Raw genomic sequence first — 15,750 nt, forward strand, 5'->3', positions numbered from 1 at the left:
GGGCCGGGCCGGAAAGATTCTTTACTGGCCCTGCTCGTCGCGGCGGCGCTGCCACCGCTGCTCGATGCGGTTCATCACCGACCGGCGTTGTCTGGGTCGTCGGCGCGAGCCGCCGTCCCCGCCGTCCGCGGCGGTGGCCTGCTGCTGTTCACCGGGCTTCGGCGCCTTGCGCCATCCGGTGACCGCGAGCACGGCACAGCCGAGCATGACGAGGAACCCCACCACGCTGATCCAGATCTGCTGGGCGACCATTCCGGCCATGAGGAGCGCGATACCCACCAGGAAGCCAGCGACCGCCTGGTAGACCCTTTTACGGGTGTAAGTACGCAGCCCGCTTCCCTCGAGCGCTGTCGCGAACTTGGGATCTTCGGCGTACAGCGCTCGCTCCATCTGCTCGAGCATGCGCTGCTCGTGCTCCGAGAGCGGCACGGGATCCTCCTCGTCGTCGGCCGCGGGGGCGACCGGTATGCGGCCCTTCCAGGATAGGCAGGGATTCGCCCCCGTGAAACCCGCCCTCTAGCGTTCAGCCAGTCCGGACCGCTATGTCGGCTCGGCTGCTGAGGCGTAGATTCCCCGACGACCGATCCGTCATGCCGGATGGTGTCACCCGATCATACGGGGCTCCTGCCCGCTACGGGGGTCCCGAGTCCTACTCCGTTCACAGCTTCGTTGCTGATCAGCCCCGTACCGGCCCTCGCGGAGGCTCCCGGGGGCCGGTCCGCGCGGTCGGTTCAGCCGCGCTTCTCGCCGAGAACGTGCAGCTGGGTCGCGACGGAGTGGAAGGCGGGCAGCTCGGCGACGGCGGCTTCGAGCTTGAGGAGCGCGTCCACGGCGCCGGGCTCGGTGTCCACCAGGACGCCGGGGACGAGGTCGGCGAAGACCCGTACACCGTGGACGGCGCCGACCTCCAGACCGGCGCCGGAGACCAGCTCGGTGAGCTGCTCGGCGGTGAAGCGGCGGGGCACCGGGTCGCCTTCGCCCCAGCGGCCCGCCGGGTCGGTGAGCGCCCGCCGGGCCTCGGTGAAGTGACCGGCCAGCGCGCGGGCCAGCACGGCCCCGCCCAGCCCCGCGGCGAGCAGGCTGAGGGCGCCGGAGGGGCGCAGGGCCTCCACCGCGTTCCGCACGCCCTCGGCGGGCTCGTCGACGTACTCCAGGACGCCGTGGCAGAGCACCGCGTCGAAGCCGCCGCGCTCCACGACGTCGAAGAGGCCGAGGATGTCGCCCTGGACACCGCGGACCCGGTCGGCGACCCCGGCCTCGGCGGCGCGGCGCTCCAGCGCGAAGAGCGCGTTGGGGCTGGGGTCGACGACGGTGACGCGGTGGCCGAGCCGGGCGGCGGGCACCGCGAAGTTGCCGGTGCCGCCGCCGGTGTCCAGGACATCCAGGGCGTCCCGGCCGGCCGCCTTGACCTGACGGTCCAGAGCGTCCTTCAGGACCTCCCAGACCACGGCGGTACGGAGGGAGGCGCGGGGGCGCAGCTGGTCCGACACGGCAGATGACTCCTCGGCACGGTGCCGCCTGGGACGGCGGAGCGTGAACAGTGCGGGTGGTGATGTGAGCGTTGACCACCCTATTGCCTCGCACCGCCGTCCCGGTCACCCGGCACCGGCTCGTCTCACCCCGTGGCCGGCCTCCCCGGCCTGGGCTGCGGGAGGACCGGCTGGAGGACCAGCAGCCGCTCCACCAGGCGCAGGAACCGGGCGGCGTCGTGCAGCAGGCCGTCCGCGTCCCGGTCGTCTGCGGCTCCGGGCATGCCCGCCTCGGCGCGGGCCCGGCGGGTCGCTCCGGAGGCGAAGAGGTCGCTCCAGTCGGTGAGCTCCGGGGCTATCTCCGGGAGGACTTCCCAGACGCTCCGGATGCGGTCGCGGTGGCGCTTGTTCGTCTCGGGGCGGCCACGGGCGGCCAGCACGGCGGCCGCCGTGCGCAGGGCCGCGAGGTGGGCGGTGGCGTAGCGCTCGTTCGGTTCGTGGAGCACGGCGGCCTCGTCCAGGCCGGTGCGGGCCTTGGCGAGCAGGTCGAGGGCGGCGGGCGGTGCCGTGGTGCGGCGCAGCACGGGGTGCACATCGTCGGCGGGACCGGTCAGTGAGGGGGCAGGGCTGCCTGCGCGGCGCCGCGGGGCGGCGGCTGCGGACGAGCTGGCCATGACGAACCTCCTGTCGTCGTGTGACGGCTCCGTGGCCATCTGTATCCATGGTGACGGTCCCCACTGACAATCGGTCAGAACCCTTCCCTGACCTGCCGTTTTGCTTCGAGCGCGAGTTCGGGCTAACTTTTTGCACTGACCAGTCAGTTCAAAAGACCGCAGCACGGACGAAATCAGGGGAGGGTCTGTGGAGAGCCCGCACGGCGCCGCAGTGAGCGCCGAGGACTTCGGACTCAAAGGGCCACGCGGCTGGGCCTTTCGCGGCGTGGAGTTCAGCGCTCCGCCGGGGTCGCTCGTCGCCGTCGAAGGGCCTTCCGGCTCCGGACGTACCTGCCTTCTGCTCGCTCTGACCGGCCGTATGCGTACCACCGAGGGCAGCGCGCGGGTCGGCGGCCTCGAACTGCCCCGCAAGGCGGCGCCCGTGCGCAGGATCGCGGCCCTCGGCCCGGTGCCGGGCGTCAGCGAGCTGGACCCGGCCTTCACCGTCGCCGAGCACCTGCGCGAACGGGCCCTGCTCCAGGGCCGTTACGGGTCCTCCCTGCGCACCCTGCTCCGCCCGCGCGCCGAACGCCGGGCCACCGCCCGGGCCCGGATCGACACGGCCCTCGAAGCCGCGGGGCTCGACCCGGCCACCCTGCCGAAGGCCGAGCGGACCTCCGTACGGGATCTGGAGCGGATCGAGGCGCTGCGGCTCTCCGTCGCTCTGGCCCTGATCGGCACCCCCCGGCTGCTGGCCCTGGACGACGCCGACCTCAAGCTCGCCCCGGCCGAACGGGCCGACGCCTGGGCGCTGCTGCGGTCCGTGGCCGAGTCCGGCACCACCGTGCTCGCCGTGTGCAGCGAGGCTCCGCAGGACGCCCAGGTCGTCCGTACCGAGCCCGCCGCCGAAGACATCCCGACCGCACCCACCACCGAGAAGGAGAGCGCCGATGCGATCGCCGAAGCTGGCCGCGCTTGAGCTGAGGCGGTTCCGCAGGGGGAAGCTGCCGGCCGCCGCGCTGGTCGCCCTGCTGCTCCTGCCGCTGCTCTACGGCGCCCTGTACCTGTTCTCGTTCTGGGACCCGTACGGGAATCTCGACAAGCTGCCCGTCGCCCTGGTCAACAACGACAAGGGGGCCACCAATGACGGCAAGCGCGTCGAGGCGGGGGACGAGATCAGCGACAAGCTGCTCGACTCCAAGGTGTTCTCGTGGCATGAAGTGAGCTCCGCGGAAGCGGACAAGGGCGTCGAGGACGGGACGTACTACCTCTCGCTGACGATGCCGTCCGACTTCAGCGAGAAGATCGCTTCCAGCGGCGGCGACTCACCGGAGACGGGCGCGCTCCAGGTGCGGACGAACGACGCCAACAACTACATCGTCGGGCAGATCTCCAAGACGGTCTTCGGCGAGGTACGCAACGCCGCCTCCACCAACGCCTCCCGGGGCTTCCTGGACCGCATCTTCATCAACTTCTCCGATCTGCACGACAAGACCGCCGACGCGGCCAAGGGCGCCGATGAGCTCAAGGGCGGCATATCGAAGGCGAAGAAGGGTTCCCACGAGCTGGCGAACGGCCTCAAGGACTCAAAGGCGGGCAGCAAGCGGCTCTCCGACGGGATCGTCAAGCTGAACACCGGTGCGGGCGAAGTCGCCTCCGGTGCCCGTCAGGTGGCCGGCGGCACCCAGCAGCTGGCCGACAAGGTCAACGGCGCCGCCGGTCAGGCCCGCCCCTTCTTCACGTACTTCAAGGAGAACGGGAAGAGCATCGGGGAGGCCGCAAGTCTGGCCGCCGACGGGGCGAAGACCGCGCGCGAGGACCTCGGCAAGCTGGTGGCCGCCGCCCCGGCGGCGGCAGCCGACGCCCGCACCGCCGCCGACGAACTCGGCGAGGTGTACCGCACCCGGTGCGAGGAGGCCGCCGAGCCCGACGAGGCCTCCTGCCCGGCGCTGAAGAAGGCCAGTGAGACGGCGTCCGACGCCGCCACGACGGCCGCCGACGTGAGCAAGCTGGTCACCAGCCAGAACGGCGAACTGAAGACGCTCAGCACCCACCTGGCCGCCTTCCAGAAGCAGGCCGAGAACCTGGCGCAGCGCGCGCCGACCCTGCAGTCCGACCTGGAGAAGGCCGTCAAGGACGTCAACGCCCTCAACACCGGTGCCCACAAGGTCGCCAAGGGCGCGGCGGACCTGCACACCGGCCTCGGCAACGCCCGTACCGGCTCGGCCGACCTCGACACCGGCATGGGCAAGCTCAAGACGGGCGCCGAGAACCTGGACGGCGGGCTGTTCCGGCTCGGCGACGGCTCGGCCGAGCTCGCCCAGGGACTCAACGACGGCGTGGAGAAGATCCCGGACTACGACAAGAAGGACCGCGACGCTCGGACCGACGTCATGGCCGACCCGGTGAAGCTGGCGTCCAAGTCTCTTCACGCGGCACCCAATTACGGCACCGGTTTCGCCCCGTACTTCATCCCGCTCTCTCTATGGGTCGGCGCGATGGTCGCTTATATGATCATCCAGCCGCTCAACAAGCGGGCGCTCTCGACCGGCGCCTCCGCCTGGCGGATCGCCTTCGCGGGCTGGCTCCCGGTCGCCGCGATCGGCATCCTCCAGGTCGGCGCCCTGATGGCCGTCCTGCACTGGGGCCTGGGGCTCCAGATGGAGCGCTCGGCCGGGACGATCGCCTTCCTGGCGCTGGTGACCTGCTGCTTCGGCGCGATCGTGCAGTGGCTGAACGCCTGCTTCGGCGCGGCGGGACGCATCCTGGTGCTGGTCGTCCTGATGCTCCAGCTGACCTCGGCCGGAGGCACGTACCCCGTCCAGACCAGCCCCGGCTTCTTCGGCGCGATCCACCCGTACCTGCCCATGACATACGTCGTCGAGGGGCTCCGCAGGCTCATCACCGGCGGTCCCCTCGGCCCGGTCTGGCTGGGCTGCGCGGTACTGGCGGCCTTCACCGTCGGCGCGCTCGCCCTCACCGCCTGGACCGCGCGCCGCAAGCAGGTGTGGAGCCTGAGCCGGCTGCACCCGGAGCTGAGCCTGTGAGCGCGCCGGAAGCTGGGAGAATCGGCCTCATGGAAAGCAGTGGCACCACGCGCCGCCAGGCCACCCGGCAGAGGCTCTACGAGGCGGCGGTGACCCTCATCGCCGAGAAGGGGTTCTCGGCGACCACCGTCGACGAGATCGCCGAGCGGGCCGGGGTCGCCAAGGGCACGGTCTATTACAACTTCAAGAGCAAGACCGAACTGTTCGAGGAGCTGCTCCGGCACGGCGTCGGGCTGCTCACCGCCTCGCTGCGGGCCGCCGCCGAGGAGTCCGAGGAGCGCGGCGGCACCCGGGTCGAGGCGCTGGACGCGATGATCCGGGCCGGCCTCGCCTTCATCGACCGCTACCCGGCCTTCACCCAGCTGTACGTGGCCGAGCTCTGGCGCACCAACCGCGCCTGGCAGTCCACGCTGCTGGTGGTGCGGCAGGAGGCCGTCGCGGTGGTGGAGGACGTGCTGCGCGAGGCGGTGCGCAGCGGTGAGCTGAGCGAGGAGATCGACATCCCGCTGACGGCCGCGGCCCTGGTCGGGATGGTGCTGGTCGCGGCGCTGGACTGGCAGGCGTTCCAGCCGGAGCGGTCGATCGACGAGGTCCACTCGGCGCTGTCCCTGCTGCTGCACGGGCGGGTCAGCGGCCACTGAGGGCGCAGGGCCCGGACGAACGGAGAGCTCAGGGTCCGGAGACACGAGGACGCCGGCCGGCGCAGTTCGCATCCCCCTGCGAACTCCACCGGACCGGCGTCTTCCGTGCATCCGTCGGGCCCGTTCCCCGTGACCCCGTATGTCCCCCGTGGCCCCCGGGTCCTGACGTCGTGCACCCCCGTTCCGTCAGGGGCCGCGCCGGTCCGCCGCCCCGTGTCGGCGGTCCGGGCGCCGCGCCCCTTCCGTGGTCACCACTCTTCCGTCCCCGCAGGTCCGGGCCTATCCGCGCACCTACTCATCTCGCTCCCTGAGTACGGGTACTCAGAGCTGCGCACCCGACCCCAGCCGGTTGTCGGACCGGGTCGTTACGATCTCCTGCGTGTCCGTAATCCCTCTGGTGTTCACAAGTGGCTGGGCGAGCGGGATCAACGCCTATGCGGTGGTCCTGTTGCTCGGCGTCTTCGGCGCGACCGGCGTCTCCGACGAGGTGCCCGCCGCGTTGCAGCGCACCGACGTGCTGATCGTGGCCGGTGTGCTCTTCCTCTGCGAGGTGGTGGCCGACAAGATCCCGTACGTGGACTCCGTCTGGGACACCGCGCACACGGTGATCCGTCCGGTGGCGGGAGCGGTGATCGCCGCGCTGCTCGCCGGGGAGAACGGGTCGCTGCCGGAGCTGGCGGCCGGGGCCATCGGCGGGTCGACGGCGCTGATGAGCCATCTGGTGAAGGCCGGCACGCGGATGGCGGTCAACACCTCGCCGGAGCCCTTCAGCAACATCGGGATGAGCGTCGCCGAGGACCTCGGGGTCGCCGGGGTCGTCACGTTCGCCATATTCAATCCGGTGGCGGCGGCGATCATCGCCGCCGTTCTGCTGGTCCTCGGGATCGTCATAGTGATCTTCCTGGCCTCGCGGATCCGCCGCTTCCTGCGCCGCCGGGCCCAGCGCCGCGAGGAGAAACGCCTGGCCGGCGCGGAAGGGCCCTGGCCTCCCGGCTGAGCTGTACGTGGTGGGGCCCCGGCCTCCCGGCCGGTGTGTCAGTGGCGGTCGATAAAGTCACCGGCATGGCACGAATTGCGGTGATCGGCGCCGGGACGGGCGCCATGGCGGCGGCCGCCCGGCTCGCCGTCGCGGGCAACAAGGTGACGGTGTACGAGCGGTCCGCGAGCTACGGCGGCTCGCTCGGCCGCCATGAGCACGAGGGCTTCGTCTTCGACACCGGGCCCGGGCTGCTGCATCTGCCCGCCGTCCAGCGGGACCTCTTCGTCAAGACCGGCAAGGAGTCCCTGGAGCAGTGCGTCACGCTGACCCAGGTCGACCCGGCGAGCCGTCACCTCTTCGCCGACGGCACGGCGGTCTCCCTGCCCAACGCCTCCCGCGCCGGAGTGGCTTCCGCCCTGGACGCGGCGCTCGGAGCCGGTGCCGGTGAGCGGTGGAGCGGGTTCCTGGAGCGGGCCCGGGACGCCTGGGACCGGTCGCGGCGGCCGCTGCTGGAGGAGCCGCTGCGGGCGGACCACCAGGTGCTGGGGCGCGACCCGTATCCCGCCCTGAAGCAGCGGCGGTTGCTGCGCACCCGGCAGGCGGCCACGGTGGCGGAGATCGGCGCGTGGGAGCTGGCGGACGCCCGGCTCGCCGCCCTGCTCGACGGGTACGCGCTCTCCTACGGCCTCGACCCGCGCACCGCCCCCGCGAGCGCCGCGCTGCTGCCGTACATGGAGCAGACCTTCGGCAGCTGGTACGTGGTGGGCGGGATGCGGGAGCTGGCCCGGGCGGTGTACGAGCGGTGCGTGGCGCGGCGGGTGGAGTTCGTCTTCGGGGCCGAGGTGGTCCGGGTCGTGGAGAAGGACGGCCGGGCGGCGGGCGTGGAGCTGGCCGGCGGTGAGGTGGCCGAGGTGGACCGGGTGGTGCTCGGAGCGCGGCCGCACGCGGATCTGGTGCCGGGTCAGCAGGTGTGGGGCGCGGACGATGTGCGGGTCCGGGCGGGTGCGGCGGTGCCGGGGCGGTTCGTGGTGCTGCTGTCGCTGCGCGGGGGCCGGGAGGCGGACGCGGTGCACCGGACCGTGGTGCACAGCGCCGACGCGGCGGCGGAGCAGGAGGCGGTGTTCGGGGGCCGGGTCGCCGCGCACCCGACGGTGACGGTGCTGTGCCCCGACGACCCGGCGACCCGTCCGGACGAGGCGCACGAGGCGGTGACGCTGACCGCGGTGGTGGCTCCGCAGGGCCCGGTGGAGTGGACGGACCCGGTGGTGCGGCGGAAGTTCGCGGAGCTGCTGGTGGAGCGGGCGGAGGCGGCCGTTCCCGGGCTGCGGGAGCGGATCCTGCACACGGAGGTCCGTACGCCTGCGGAGACGGAGGCTCAGACCGGCGCCGAGGGTGGGGCGGTGCCGCCGCCGGCGCTGGCCGGTGCGCACGGCGCGTATCTGCACCCCGGCAACCTCACCCGGCTGCCGGGGCTCTATCTGGCGGGCGGCTGGTCGCACCCGGGCGGCGGGCTCGCGCACGCCGGGATGTCGGGGACGCTGGTGGCCGGGCTGGTGGTGGAGGGCGACGGCTTCCGCGGCTCGCAGTAGGGGCCGCGAGGGCGCGCCGCCTCAGTAGCGGTACTGCTCGTTCTGGCCGGTGTCGTACCCGTTGCCGTTGCTCCGGCCGTACGGAGCGGGCTGCTCGGGAGGCATCGGCGGGTACTGCTCGGCGTCGCGCTGCTGCGGGACCCAGACGCCGCCGGGCGGGGTGTCCGTGGTGTACGCGTCCGTGCCGTAGCCCTGGGCGTAGGGGTCGGCGTAGCCCTGCCGGCCGCCCTGGCTGTCGTAGCCGTTGCCGCCGTTCCCGTAGGCGTCGTAACCGGCGTAGGAGGCCGTCCCGTTGGTGGTGCCGATGTACGGGTCGGAGTAGGCGGCGTAGCTCTGCTGGCCGGTCGTCCCGTAGTCGTACGGGCCCGTGTAGGTGTCCTGGGCCTGCTGCGGGTCGTAGCCGGTGTACGGGTCGTACGCGGCGAACTGCGGCGCTCCCGCCGGGTCCGGCTCGTACGCGTGCTGGTCCTGGCCGTCGGAGCCGCCCGTCCCGTAGCCGGAGTCGCTGTACACGCCGTACTGACCGGTGTCGTCGGGCAGCGGCTGCGGCTCGTACACCGACGTCGGCTCGTCGGAGGCGGTGGCCGGGGTCCCGGTGGAGTGGCCGAAGGAGTCGAAGCCGGAGTCGGCGGCCGGGTCCGAGACCTCCAGGCCGGAGACCTCCAACGTGGGCTCCTTGGCGGCCGCGCGCTCGCCGCCCTTGCGGCGGCGGCTCTCGCCCGGGCTGCCGCCTATGGCCCAGCCCGTGGAGAAGCCGCGCCGGAAGGAGAGCGTCACATAGGTCTGGCCGGTGGCGAAGGCGAGGGTGCCGACGACGATGACCGGGACGGAGGCGAGCAGGACCCCCATGACGACGCCGAGGAAGCCGCCGAAGGCGAGGAGCCGCCAGCGCAGCCGCGCCTTGTACTGCAGCAGCACCTCACCCAGCAGCCACAGTGCCACCAGACCGAATGCGATGTAGAGGACCGTCCAGCCCACGCCCGCCCCCTCCTGCGGCCGCAGCCGCTCGGGGGCGGGTACGGCCGGTCACGACTGCTTGTGCAGTCCGAGATTCTCGTAGATTTCGAGCGTTGCCGTCGAGTTGTTGAGCGTGATGAAGTGCAGCCCGGGTACACCCTCGGACAGCAGTTTCGCGCAGAACTCCGTTGCGAACTCGATACCGATGGAGCGTACAGCGGCGGGATCGTCCTTGACCGCGAGGATGCGCTCTTTCAGCGGCTCCGGGACGGTCGCGTTGCTGAGCTGCGAGAATCTTTCCAGTTGCTTCACACTGGTGAGCGGCATGACCTCGGGAATCACCGGCGTATCGCAACCGGCGGCGACCACCCGGTCACGCATCCGGAGATAGTCCTCCGGGCGGAAGAACATCTGGGTGATCGCGTAGTCGGCCCCGGCCCGGCACTTGTCGACGAAATGACCGATGTCGGTCTCCCAGTCGGTGGAGCGCGGGTGCATTTCGGGGAAGGCGGCGACGCCGACGCAGAAGTCGCCGGACTCCTTGATGAGGCGGACGAGGTCGGCCGCGTACTTCACGCCCTGCGGGTGCTCGACCCACTCCCCCATGGGGTCGCCGGGCGGGTCGCCGCGGACCGCAAGGATGTTCCTGATCCCGGCGTCGGCGTACTGGCCGATCATGTTGCGCAGCTCGGCCACCGAGTGGCTGACGGCGGTGAGGTGGGCGACCGGGGTGAGCGTGGAGTCGGCGGCGATCTGCTGGGTCGCGCGCACGGTCCCGGCCCGGGTGGAGCCGCCGGCCCCGTAGGTCACCGAGACGAAGCTCGGGCGCACGGACTCGATCCGGCGCAGCGCGTTCCAGAGGTTGCGCTCGCCCTTCTCGGTCTTGGGCGCCCAGAACTCGAAGGAGTACGAGGTCTTGCCGGTCGCGAGAAGGTCACGCACCGTGCGTGCGTGGTCCGTCCTGGTGGAAGCTGTCCCAAGGGCCATACGGCGAGGTTAACCAGGGGGTGGACACTCCCCCAACCAGAGCGGGCGAGATTGTCTCGTTTTGCCGGTTTGCCGTCCACCCCTTGGGACGAAGGCGCCCCCGGAGAGCTCGTAAGACCTGCTCAGAGGGTGTGCGCCCGGACCCGCTCCGCCAGGTCGGCGGTGGCGGCCGCCGGGTCGTCCGCCTCGGTGATCGCCCGGACGACGACGATGCGGCGGGCACCGGCCTCCAGCACCTCGTCCAGGTTGCCCGCGTCGATCCCGCCGATCGCGAACCAGGGGCGCGGCTGGGCCAGGGAGGCGGCGTACCGCACGAGGTCCAGGCCGGGGGCGTGGCGGCCGGGCTTGGTGGGGGTGGGCCAGCAGGGGCCGGTGCAGAAGTAGTCCACGCCGTCCTGGGCGACGGCGGCGTCGACCTCGGACTCGGCGTGCGTGGAGCGGCCGATCACCTTCTCCTGGCCGATGATCGCGCGGGCCGCGCCCACCGGCAGGTCGCCCTGGCCGAGGTGGAGGACGTCGGCGCCGATGGCGTGGGCGACGTCGGCCCGGTCGTTGACGGCGAGGAGCTTGCCGTGGCGTCGGCAGGCGTCGGCGAAGACCGCGAGGTGCTCCAGCTCCTCGGCGGCCTCCATGCCCTTGTCCCGGAGCTGGACGATGTCGACGCCGCTGGAGAGCACGGCGTCCAGGAAGGCCGGGAGGTCGCCCTGGCGCTTGCGGGCGTCCGTGCAGAGGTAGAGCCGGGCGTCGGACAGCTGCTCGCGAGGCGTGGGCATGGTGGAGTCCCCCCGTGGTCGTGGCGGAGCACGGGCCGCGCACCACGCGGGGCCCGTACACCGCTTCCGGTCGTGTCGGTCAGACGGCGAGCGCCTGGGCTCGGCGCTTCACCTCCGTACCGCGATTCTCGCTCAGCGCCTGTGCGGGGGTGCCGGGCAGGGTCGGGTCGGGAGTGAAGAGCCACTCCAGCATCTCTTCGTCGGAGTAGCCGTCGTCCCTCAGGAGGGTCAGGGTGCCGGAGAGGCCCTTGACCACCTTGTCGCCGTCGATGAAGGCGGCAGGCACCTGGAGCGTCCGGTTCTCACCACGGCGTACGGCGATGAGCTGGCCTTCCTTGACCAGCTGCCGTACACGCGTCACCTCGACATCGAGCTTCTCCGCGATGTCGGGCAGGTGGAGCCAGGCGGGGACGAGTGCGTCGGTCTTTGCGTCAATCTCGGTCACAAGGACAAGCGTGCCATCCAGGACTGACAGCCGGTAGCCGGGCCGACCGTCCGGGGGTCGGACCTGGCGATTCAGAGCGCGGTGGACTTCAGCGGTACGGCGGGGTCGGCGACCCGGTCCGGGTCGAGGACGGCCCCGGATTCGATGAGCTTGCGGCCCTGGGCGAGGTCGCGCGGGCGGCCCACCGCGAGGACGGCGACCAGGGCGCCGGCCTTCAGCCAGCAGACCGACCAGGTGGCCTCCGTGCCGTCGCCGCGCCACACCAGGGTGTCGGCGTGGGCGTGGTGGCCGGCGTACTGCACGAAGCGGCCGAACTGCTCGGACCAGAAGTACGGGACGGGGTCGTGGACCGGCAGCGGGTCGCCGCTCTCGGCGGCGAGGATCGCGGCGGCCGCGGTGCGCGGGCCCTGTAGGGCGTTGTCCCAGTGGTGGATGAGCAGGCGTTCGCCGTAGCGGGCGGAGGGGAAGGAGGCGCAGTCGCCGACGGCGTACACATCGGGCAGCGAGGTGCGCAGCGCGCTGTCCGCGGTGATCGAGCCGTCCGGGCCGCGTTCGATCCCGGACCCGGCGAGCCAGCCGGTGGCGGGGCGGGCGCCGATGCCGACGACGACGGCCCCGGCGGGCAGTACGCGGCCGTCCGCGAGGACCACCGTGCCGGGCTCGACGCGCTCGACCCGGGCGTCGGTGAGGAGTGCGGCGCCGCTCTCCGCGTACCAGTCGGCCATCGGGGCGGCGGCCTCGGCGGGCAGGGTGCCGGCCAGCGGGCGGGCGGCGGCCTCGACCACGGTGACCGCGCAGCCGGCGGCGCGGGCGGCGGTGGCGAACTCGGCGCCGATCCACCCGGCGCCCACGACCACCACGTCGTGCTGCTCCTCCAGGACGGGCCGCAGCCGGGCGGCGTCGTCCAGGGTGCGCAGCAGGTGGACGCCGGGGACGCCTTCGGTGCCGGGCAGGGCGATGGGCTCGGCGCCGGTCGCCAGGACCAGGACGTCGTACGGGACGGGGCCGTCGGCGGTGTCCAGGACGTGGTCGGCGGCGCGCAGGGCGGTGACGTCCAGGCCGAGGCGGAGCGTGATCTCCAGGGCCTCGAAGTCGACGTCGAAGGCGGAGTCCTCGGCCTTGCCGAGCAGCACCGCCTTGGACAGCGGCGGCCGGTCGTAGGGCTGGTGGGGTTCGGCGCCGATCAGGGTGACGGGACCGGTGAAGCCGGCTTCCCGCAGGGCGACGGCGGTCTGTACGCCCGCCATGCCCGCTCCGACGACCACGACGTTCCGTGTCGGCCGCCCGGCCACATGCTCTTCCGTCTGCTCGCTCACGTGTACCACTCTATTCAGCTGACGCGACGTCAATGGGGGACTTCTTCCACCACGCTCGTTCCGCTGCCTTCCTGTGACTCCCATTCCCAGCGCTCCTCCAGCCGCACCCGGCCGTCCGGGAGGTCGGTGACGGTGGAGAGGCAGTGTCCGGAGGAGGTCGTTCCGTCCTGCTTCAGCTGGACGTAGCGGAAGTCGAGTTCATCCGCCTCGCGGGTGCCGACGAGATGGCCGCGGACCACGTCACCGCCCGCGTACTCGGCCCAGATCCGGCCGTCCTGCTCGTGGTACGTGAAGCTGGTCCGGGTGCCGACCTGGCCCGGGGCCTGGTCGGCTACGGGTGAGAGGACGAGTCCGTCGAGCGAACGGGCCACGGTGGCTGCTCCCTTGCCGGTCGGAAGGCGGGTGGGTCTAGGCTGGCCAACGTAGAACACTCGCGGGAGCCCGGACGCACCGGGCTGAGAGGGAGGCTGAAGCGCCTCCGACCGTACGAACCTGATCCGGGTCATGCCGGCGAAGGGAGGGGCTGGACACCCATGCGCGTCTCGGGGAAGACCTCCGGAAGCCCGGGGGAGAAAACAGGATCCGATGTCCTCGTCATCGGCGGCGGCATCATCGGCCTGGTCACCGCGTGGCGGGCGGCCCAGCGCGGGCTGGCCGTCACCGTGGCCGATCCCGGTCCGGGCGGCGGCGCCGCCCAGGTCGCGGCGGGCATGCTGGCCGCCGTCACCGAACTGCACTACGGCGAGGAGATGCTCCTCGGGCTCAACCTGGCCTCCGCCGCCCGCTATCCGGAGTTCGTCGCGGAGCTGGAGGCGGCGAGCGGCCGGGAGACCGGTTTCCGGACCTGCGGGACGCTCGCCGTGGCGCTGGACTCCGACGACCGGGCGCATCTGCGGGAGCTGCACGCCCTCCAGGAGCGCTCGGGCCTGGAGTCGGTCTGGCTGAGCGGCCGCGAGTGCCGCCGCCTGGAGCCGATGCTCGCGCCGGGGGTCCGGGGCGGGCTGCGGGTGGACGCTGACCACCAGGTGGATCCGCGCCGGCTGGCCGCGGCGCTGCTGGCCGCGTGCGAGCGGGCGGGGGTGGTGTTCTGCAGGGCTTCCGCCGAGCGGCTCACCGTCGCCGGAGGCCGGGCCACCGGAGCCTCGCTCGACGACGGTACGGAGGTCCAGGCCGACCAGGTCGTCCTGGCGGCGGGCAGCCTCAGCGGGCGGCTCGCGGGCGTGCCCGAGGAGGTCCTGCCGCCGGTCCGGCCGGTCAAGGGCCAGGTCCTGCGGCTCACCGTGCCACCGGCATACGCCCCGTTCCTCAGCCGGACCGTCCGTGCCGTGGTCCGGGGCGGCCACCTCTACCTCGTACCGCGCGAGAACGGTGAGCTGGTCGTCGGCGCCACCAGCGAGGAGATGGGCTGGGACACCACGGTCACCGCCGGCGGGGTCTACGAGCTGCTGCGCGACGCCCATGAGCTGGTGCCCGGCATCACCGAGCTGCCGCTCACCGAGACCCGCGCGGGCCTGCGCCCCGCATCGCCCGACAACGCCCCGCTGCTCGGCCCGACCGCCCTGCCCGGTCTCCTCCTCGCCACCGGCCACCACCGCAACGGCGTCCTGCTGACGCCCGTCACCGGTGACGCGATGGCCGAAGCGCTGACCACCGGCGAGCTGCCCGAGGTGGCCCGCCCCTTCGCGCCGGGCCGGTTCACGTCCGCCGTCGCCACCCCCGTACTCCAGGAGCAGTCCGCATGACCCCACAGGTATCCGTCTCGGTCAACGGCGAGCCGCGCACGCTCGACGCGGGCACCGCACTGGACCGGCTCGTCGCCACCCTGACCGCCGCGCCCTCCGGGGTCGCCGCCGCCGTCAACGAGAGCGTCGTGCCACGCGGCCGGTGGGCCGCCACCACGCTCGGCGAGGGCGACCGCGTCGAGGTCCTGACCGCCGTCCAGGGAGGCTGACCGTGTCCGACGACGTCTTCACCCTGGGACCGGCCGTCTTCGGCTCCCGGCTGATCATGGGCACCGGCGGGGCGCCGAGCCTGGAGGTGCTGGAGCGGTCGCTGATCGCCTCCGGGACCGAGCTGACCACCGTCGCCATGCGGCGGCTCGACCCGACCGTGCAGGGCTCGGTGCTCTCCGTGCTGGAGCGGCTCTCCATTCAGGTGCTGCCGAACACGGCGGGCTGCTTCACCGCCGGGGAGGCGGTGCTGACCGCGCGGCTGGCCCGGGAGGCGCTCGGCACCGACTGGGTCAAGCTGGAGGTGGTGGCCGACGAGCGGACGCTGCTGCCGGACCCGATCGAACTGCTGGACGCGGCGGAGGTCCTGGTCGACGACGGGTTCACCGTGCTGCCGTACACCAACGACGACCCGGTCCTGGCCCGGAAGCTGGAGGACGTCGGGTGTGCGGCGATCATGCCGCTCGGCTCCCCCATCGGCTCCGGGCTCGGCATCCGCAACCCGCACAACTTCGAGCTGATCGTGGAGCGGGCCGGGGTGCCGGTGATCCTGGACGCGGGGGCCGGGACGGCGTCGGACGCGGCGCTGGCGATGGAGCTGGGGTGCGCGGCGGTGATGCTCGCCTCGGCGGTGACCCGGGCGCAGGAGCCGGAGCTGATGGCGGGTGCGATGCGTCACGCGGTGGAGGGCGGGCGCCTGGCGTACCGGGCGGGCCGGATTCCGCGCCGCCACTTCGCCGAGGCGTCGTCGCCGGTGGACGGGCGGGCGGCGCTGGATCCGGAGCGGCCGGCGTTCTGAGCGGCGGTACGCGCCGGTGCGTGGTCGGGGGCACTGCCCCCGAGCCCCCGCTCCTCAAACGCCGGAGGGGCTTGAATCGCACGTCACAGGTCGGTAAGGGAACGGCCCCGGGAGTGCCCCGGCCCGTCCGGGCTGTCGGTGGCGGC

17 protein-coding genes and 1 riboswitch are annotated in these 15,750 nt (G+C 72.6%); of the genes, 8 read left to right on the forward strand and 9 right to left on the reverse strand.

What is annotated here, in order from left to right:
• Nucleotides 1-21: 21 nt before the first annotated feature.
• The 3 genes from ACQP09_RS07000 to ACQP09_RS07010 all read right to left on the reverse strand — a co-directional run bounded on the left by ACQP09_RS07000 (nucleotide 22) and on the right by ACQP09_RS07010 (nucleotide 2,143).
• Nucleotides 22-429: a DUF3040 domain-containing protein gene (locus ACQP09_RS07000; RefSeq protein ID WP_432148150.1), complete on the reverse strand. Its 408-nt coding sequence runs from the start codon at nucleotides 427-429 to the stop codon at nucleotides 22-24.
• Between the two features lie 302 nt (nucleotides 430-731).
• The gene (locus tag ACQP09_RS07005; RefSeq protein ID WP_433396810.1) at nucleotides 732-1,490 is read right to left on the reverse strand and encodes a class I SAM-dependent methyltransferase; all 759 of its coding nucleotides are present in this window, start codon (nucleotides 1,488-1,490) and stop codon (nucleotides 732-734) included.
• A 125-nt stretch (nucleotides 1,491-1,615) separates the two neighbouring features.
• A complete protein-coding gene (locus tag ACQP09_RS07010; RefSeq protein ID WP_433396812.1) occupies nucleotides 1,616-2,143 on the reverse strand; it encodes an SAV_6107 family HEPN domain-containing protein in 528 nt (175 codons plus the stop codon).
• A gap of 187 nt (nucleotides 2,144-2,330) precedes the next feature.
• Between ACQP09_RS07010 and ACQP09_RS07015 the strand changes: the two genes are divergently transcribed.
• From ACQP09_RS07015 to ACQP09_RS07035, 5 genes are all read left to right on the forward strand, one after another.
• A complete protein-coding gene (locus tag ACQP09_RS07015; RefSeq protein ID WP_433396814.1) occupies nucleotides 2,331-3,101 on the forward strand; it encodes an ATP-binding cassette domain-containing protein in 771 nt (256 codons plus the stop codon).
• The gene (locus ACQP09_RS07020; protein ID WP_433396816.1) at nucleotides 3,073-5,169 is read left to right on the forward strand and encodes a YhgE/Pip family protein; all 2,097 of its coding nucleotides are present in this window, start codon (nucleotides 3,073-3,075) and stop codon (nucleotides 5,167-5,169) included. The genes ACQP09_RS07015 and ACQP09_RS07020 overlap by 29 nt, the downstream gene beginning before the upstream one ends.
• A 29-nt stretch (nucleotides 5,170-5,198) precedes the next feature.
• Nucleotides 5,199-5,810 carry a TetR/AcrR family transcriptional regulator gene (locus ACQP09_RS07025; protein ID WP_093692959.1) on the forward strand — a complete coding sequence of 204 codons (612 nt, stop codon included), beginning with the start codon at nucleotides 5,199-5,201 and terminating at the stop codon, nucleotides 5,808-5,810.
• A gap of 379 nt (nucleotides 5,811-6,189) precedes the next feature.
• Complete coding sequence (locus ACQP09_RS07030) at nucleotides 6,190-6,807, forward strand: DUF4126 domain-containing protein (protein WP_433396818.1); 618 nt, start codon at nucleotides 6,190-6,192, stop codon at nucleotides 6,805-6,807.
• Between the two features lie 65 nt (nucleotides 6,808-6,872).
• Entirely contained in the window at nucleotides 6,873-8,378 is a 1,506-nt protein-coding gene (locus ACQP09_RS07035) for a phytoene desaturase family protein (protein WP_433396820.1), read from the forward strand.
• A gap of 21 nt (nucleotides 8,379-8,399) precedes the next feature.
• Here ACQP09_RS07035 and ACQP09_RS07040 read toward each other — a convergent pair whose 3' ends face one another.
• The 6 genes from ACQP09_RS07040 to ACQP09_RS07065 form a co-directional block, all read right to left on the reverse strand.
• Nucleotides 8,400-9,356: a hypothetical protein gene (locus ACQP09_RS07040; RefSeq protein WP_433396822.1), complete on the reverse strand. Its 957-nt coding sequence runs from the start codon at nucleotides 9,354-9,356 to the stop codon at nucleotides 8,400-8,402.
• A 48-nt stretch (nucleotides 9,357-9,404) separates the two neighbouring features.
• Nucleotides 9,405-10,322, reverse strand: coding sequence for a methylenetetrahydrofolate reductase [NAD(P)H] (metF, locus tag ACQP09_RS07045; RefSeq protein WP_433396824.1), 918 nt, complete (start codon nucleotides 10,320-10,322; stop codon nucleotides 9,405-9,407).
• Between the two features lie 122 nt (nucleotides 10,323-10,444).
• On the reverse strand, nucleotides 10,445-11,095 hold the full coding sequence (gene thiE, locus ACQP09_RS07050) for a thiamine phosphate synthase (RefSeq protein WP_433396826.1): 651 nt from the start codon (nucleotides 11,093-11,095) through the stop codon (nucleotides 10,445-10,447).
• Nucleotides 11,096-11,174: 79 nt separating this feature from the next.
• Nucleotides 11,175-11,540: an Rv2175c family DNA-binding protein gene (locus tag ACQP09_RS07055; protein ID WP_030564177.1), complete on the reverse strand. Its 366-nt coding sequence runs from the start codon at nucleotides 11,538-11,540 to the stop codon at nucleotides 11,175-11,177.
• A gap of 71 nt (nucleotides 11,541-11,611) precedes the next feature.
• Nucleotides 11,612-12,856, reverse strand: coding sequence for an NAD(P)/FAD-dependent oxidoreductase (locus tag ACQP09_RS07060; protein ID WP_433396828.1), 1,245 nt, complete (start codon nucleotides 12,854-12,856; stop codon nucleotides 11,612-11,614).
• A gap of 29 nt (nucleotides 12,857-12,885) precedes the next feature.
• Entirely contained in the window at nucleotides 12,886-13,227 is a 342-nt protein-coding gene (locus tag ACQP09_RS07065; RefSeq protein ID WP_433396830.1) for a hypothetical protein, read from the reverse strand.
• Between the two features lie 52 nt (nucleotides 13,228-13,279).
• Nucleotides 13,280-13,392: riboswitch (TPP riboswitch) on the forward strand.
• Between ACQP09_RS07065 and thiO the strand changes: the two genes are divergently transcribed.
• The 3 genes from thiO to ACQP09_RS07080 all read left to right on the forward strand — a co-directional run bounded on the left by thiO (nucleotide 13,390) and on the right by ACQP09_RS07080 (nucleotide 15,604).
• Nucleotides 13,390-14,598, forward strand: a complete 1,209-nt coding sequence (gene thiO / locus ACQP09_RS07070; RefSeq protein ID WP_433396832.1) for a glycine oxidase ThiO — start codon at nucleotides 13,390-13,392, stop codon at nucleotides 14,596-14,598. It overlaps the preceding riboswitch by 3 nt.
• Nucleotides 14,595-14,807 (forward strand): sulfur carrier protein ThiS, encoded by a 213-nt coding sequence (gene thiS, locus ACQP09_RS07075; protein WP_433396834.1) that lies wholly within the window; start codon nucleotides 14,595-14,597, stop codon nucleotides 14,805-14,807. Before thiO ends, thiS begins: the two co-directional genes overlap by 4 nt.
• A 2-nt stretch (nucleotides 14,808-14,809) precedes the next feature.
• Nucleotides 14,810-15,604, forward strand: coding sequence for a thiazole synthase (locus ACQP09_RS07080; protein ID WP_433396835.1), 795 nt, complete (start codon nucleotides 14,810-14,812; stop codon nucleotides 15,602-15,604).
• Nucleotides 15,605-15,750 lie beyond the last annotated feature (146 nt).

The organism is Streptomyces sp. CA-146814, from assembly GCF_050942385.1.
Classification (GTDB): domain Bacteria; phylum Actinomycetota; class Actinomycetes; order Streptomycetales; family Streptomycetaceae; genus Streptomyces.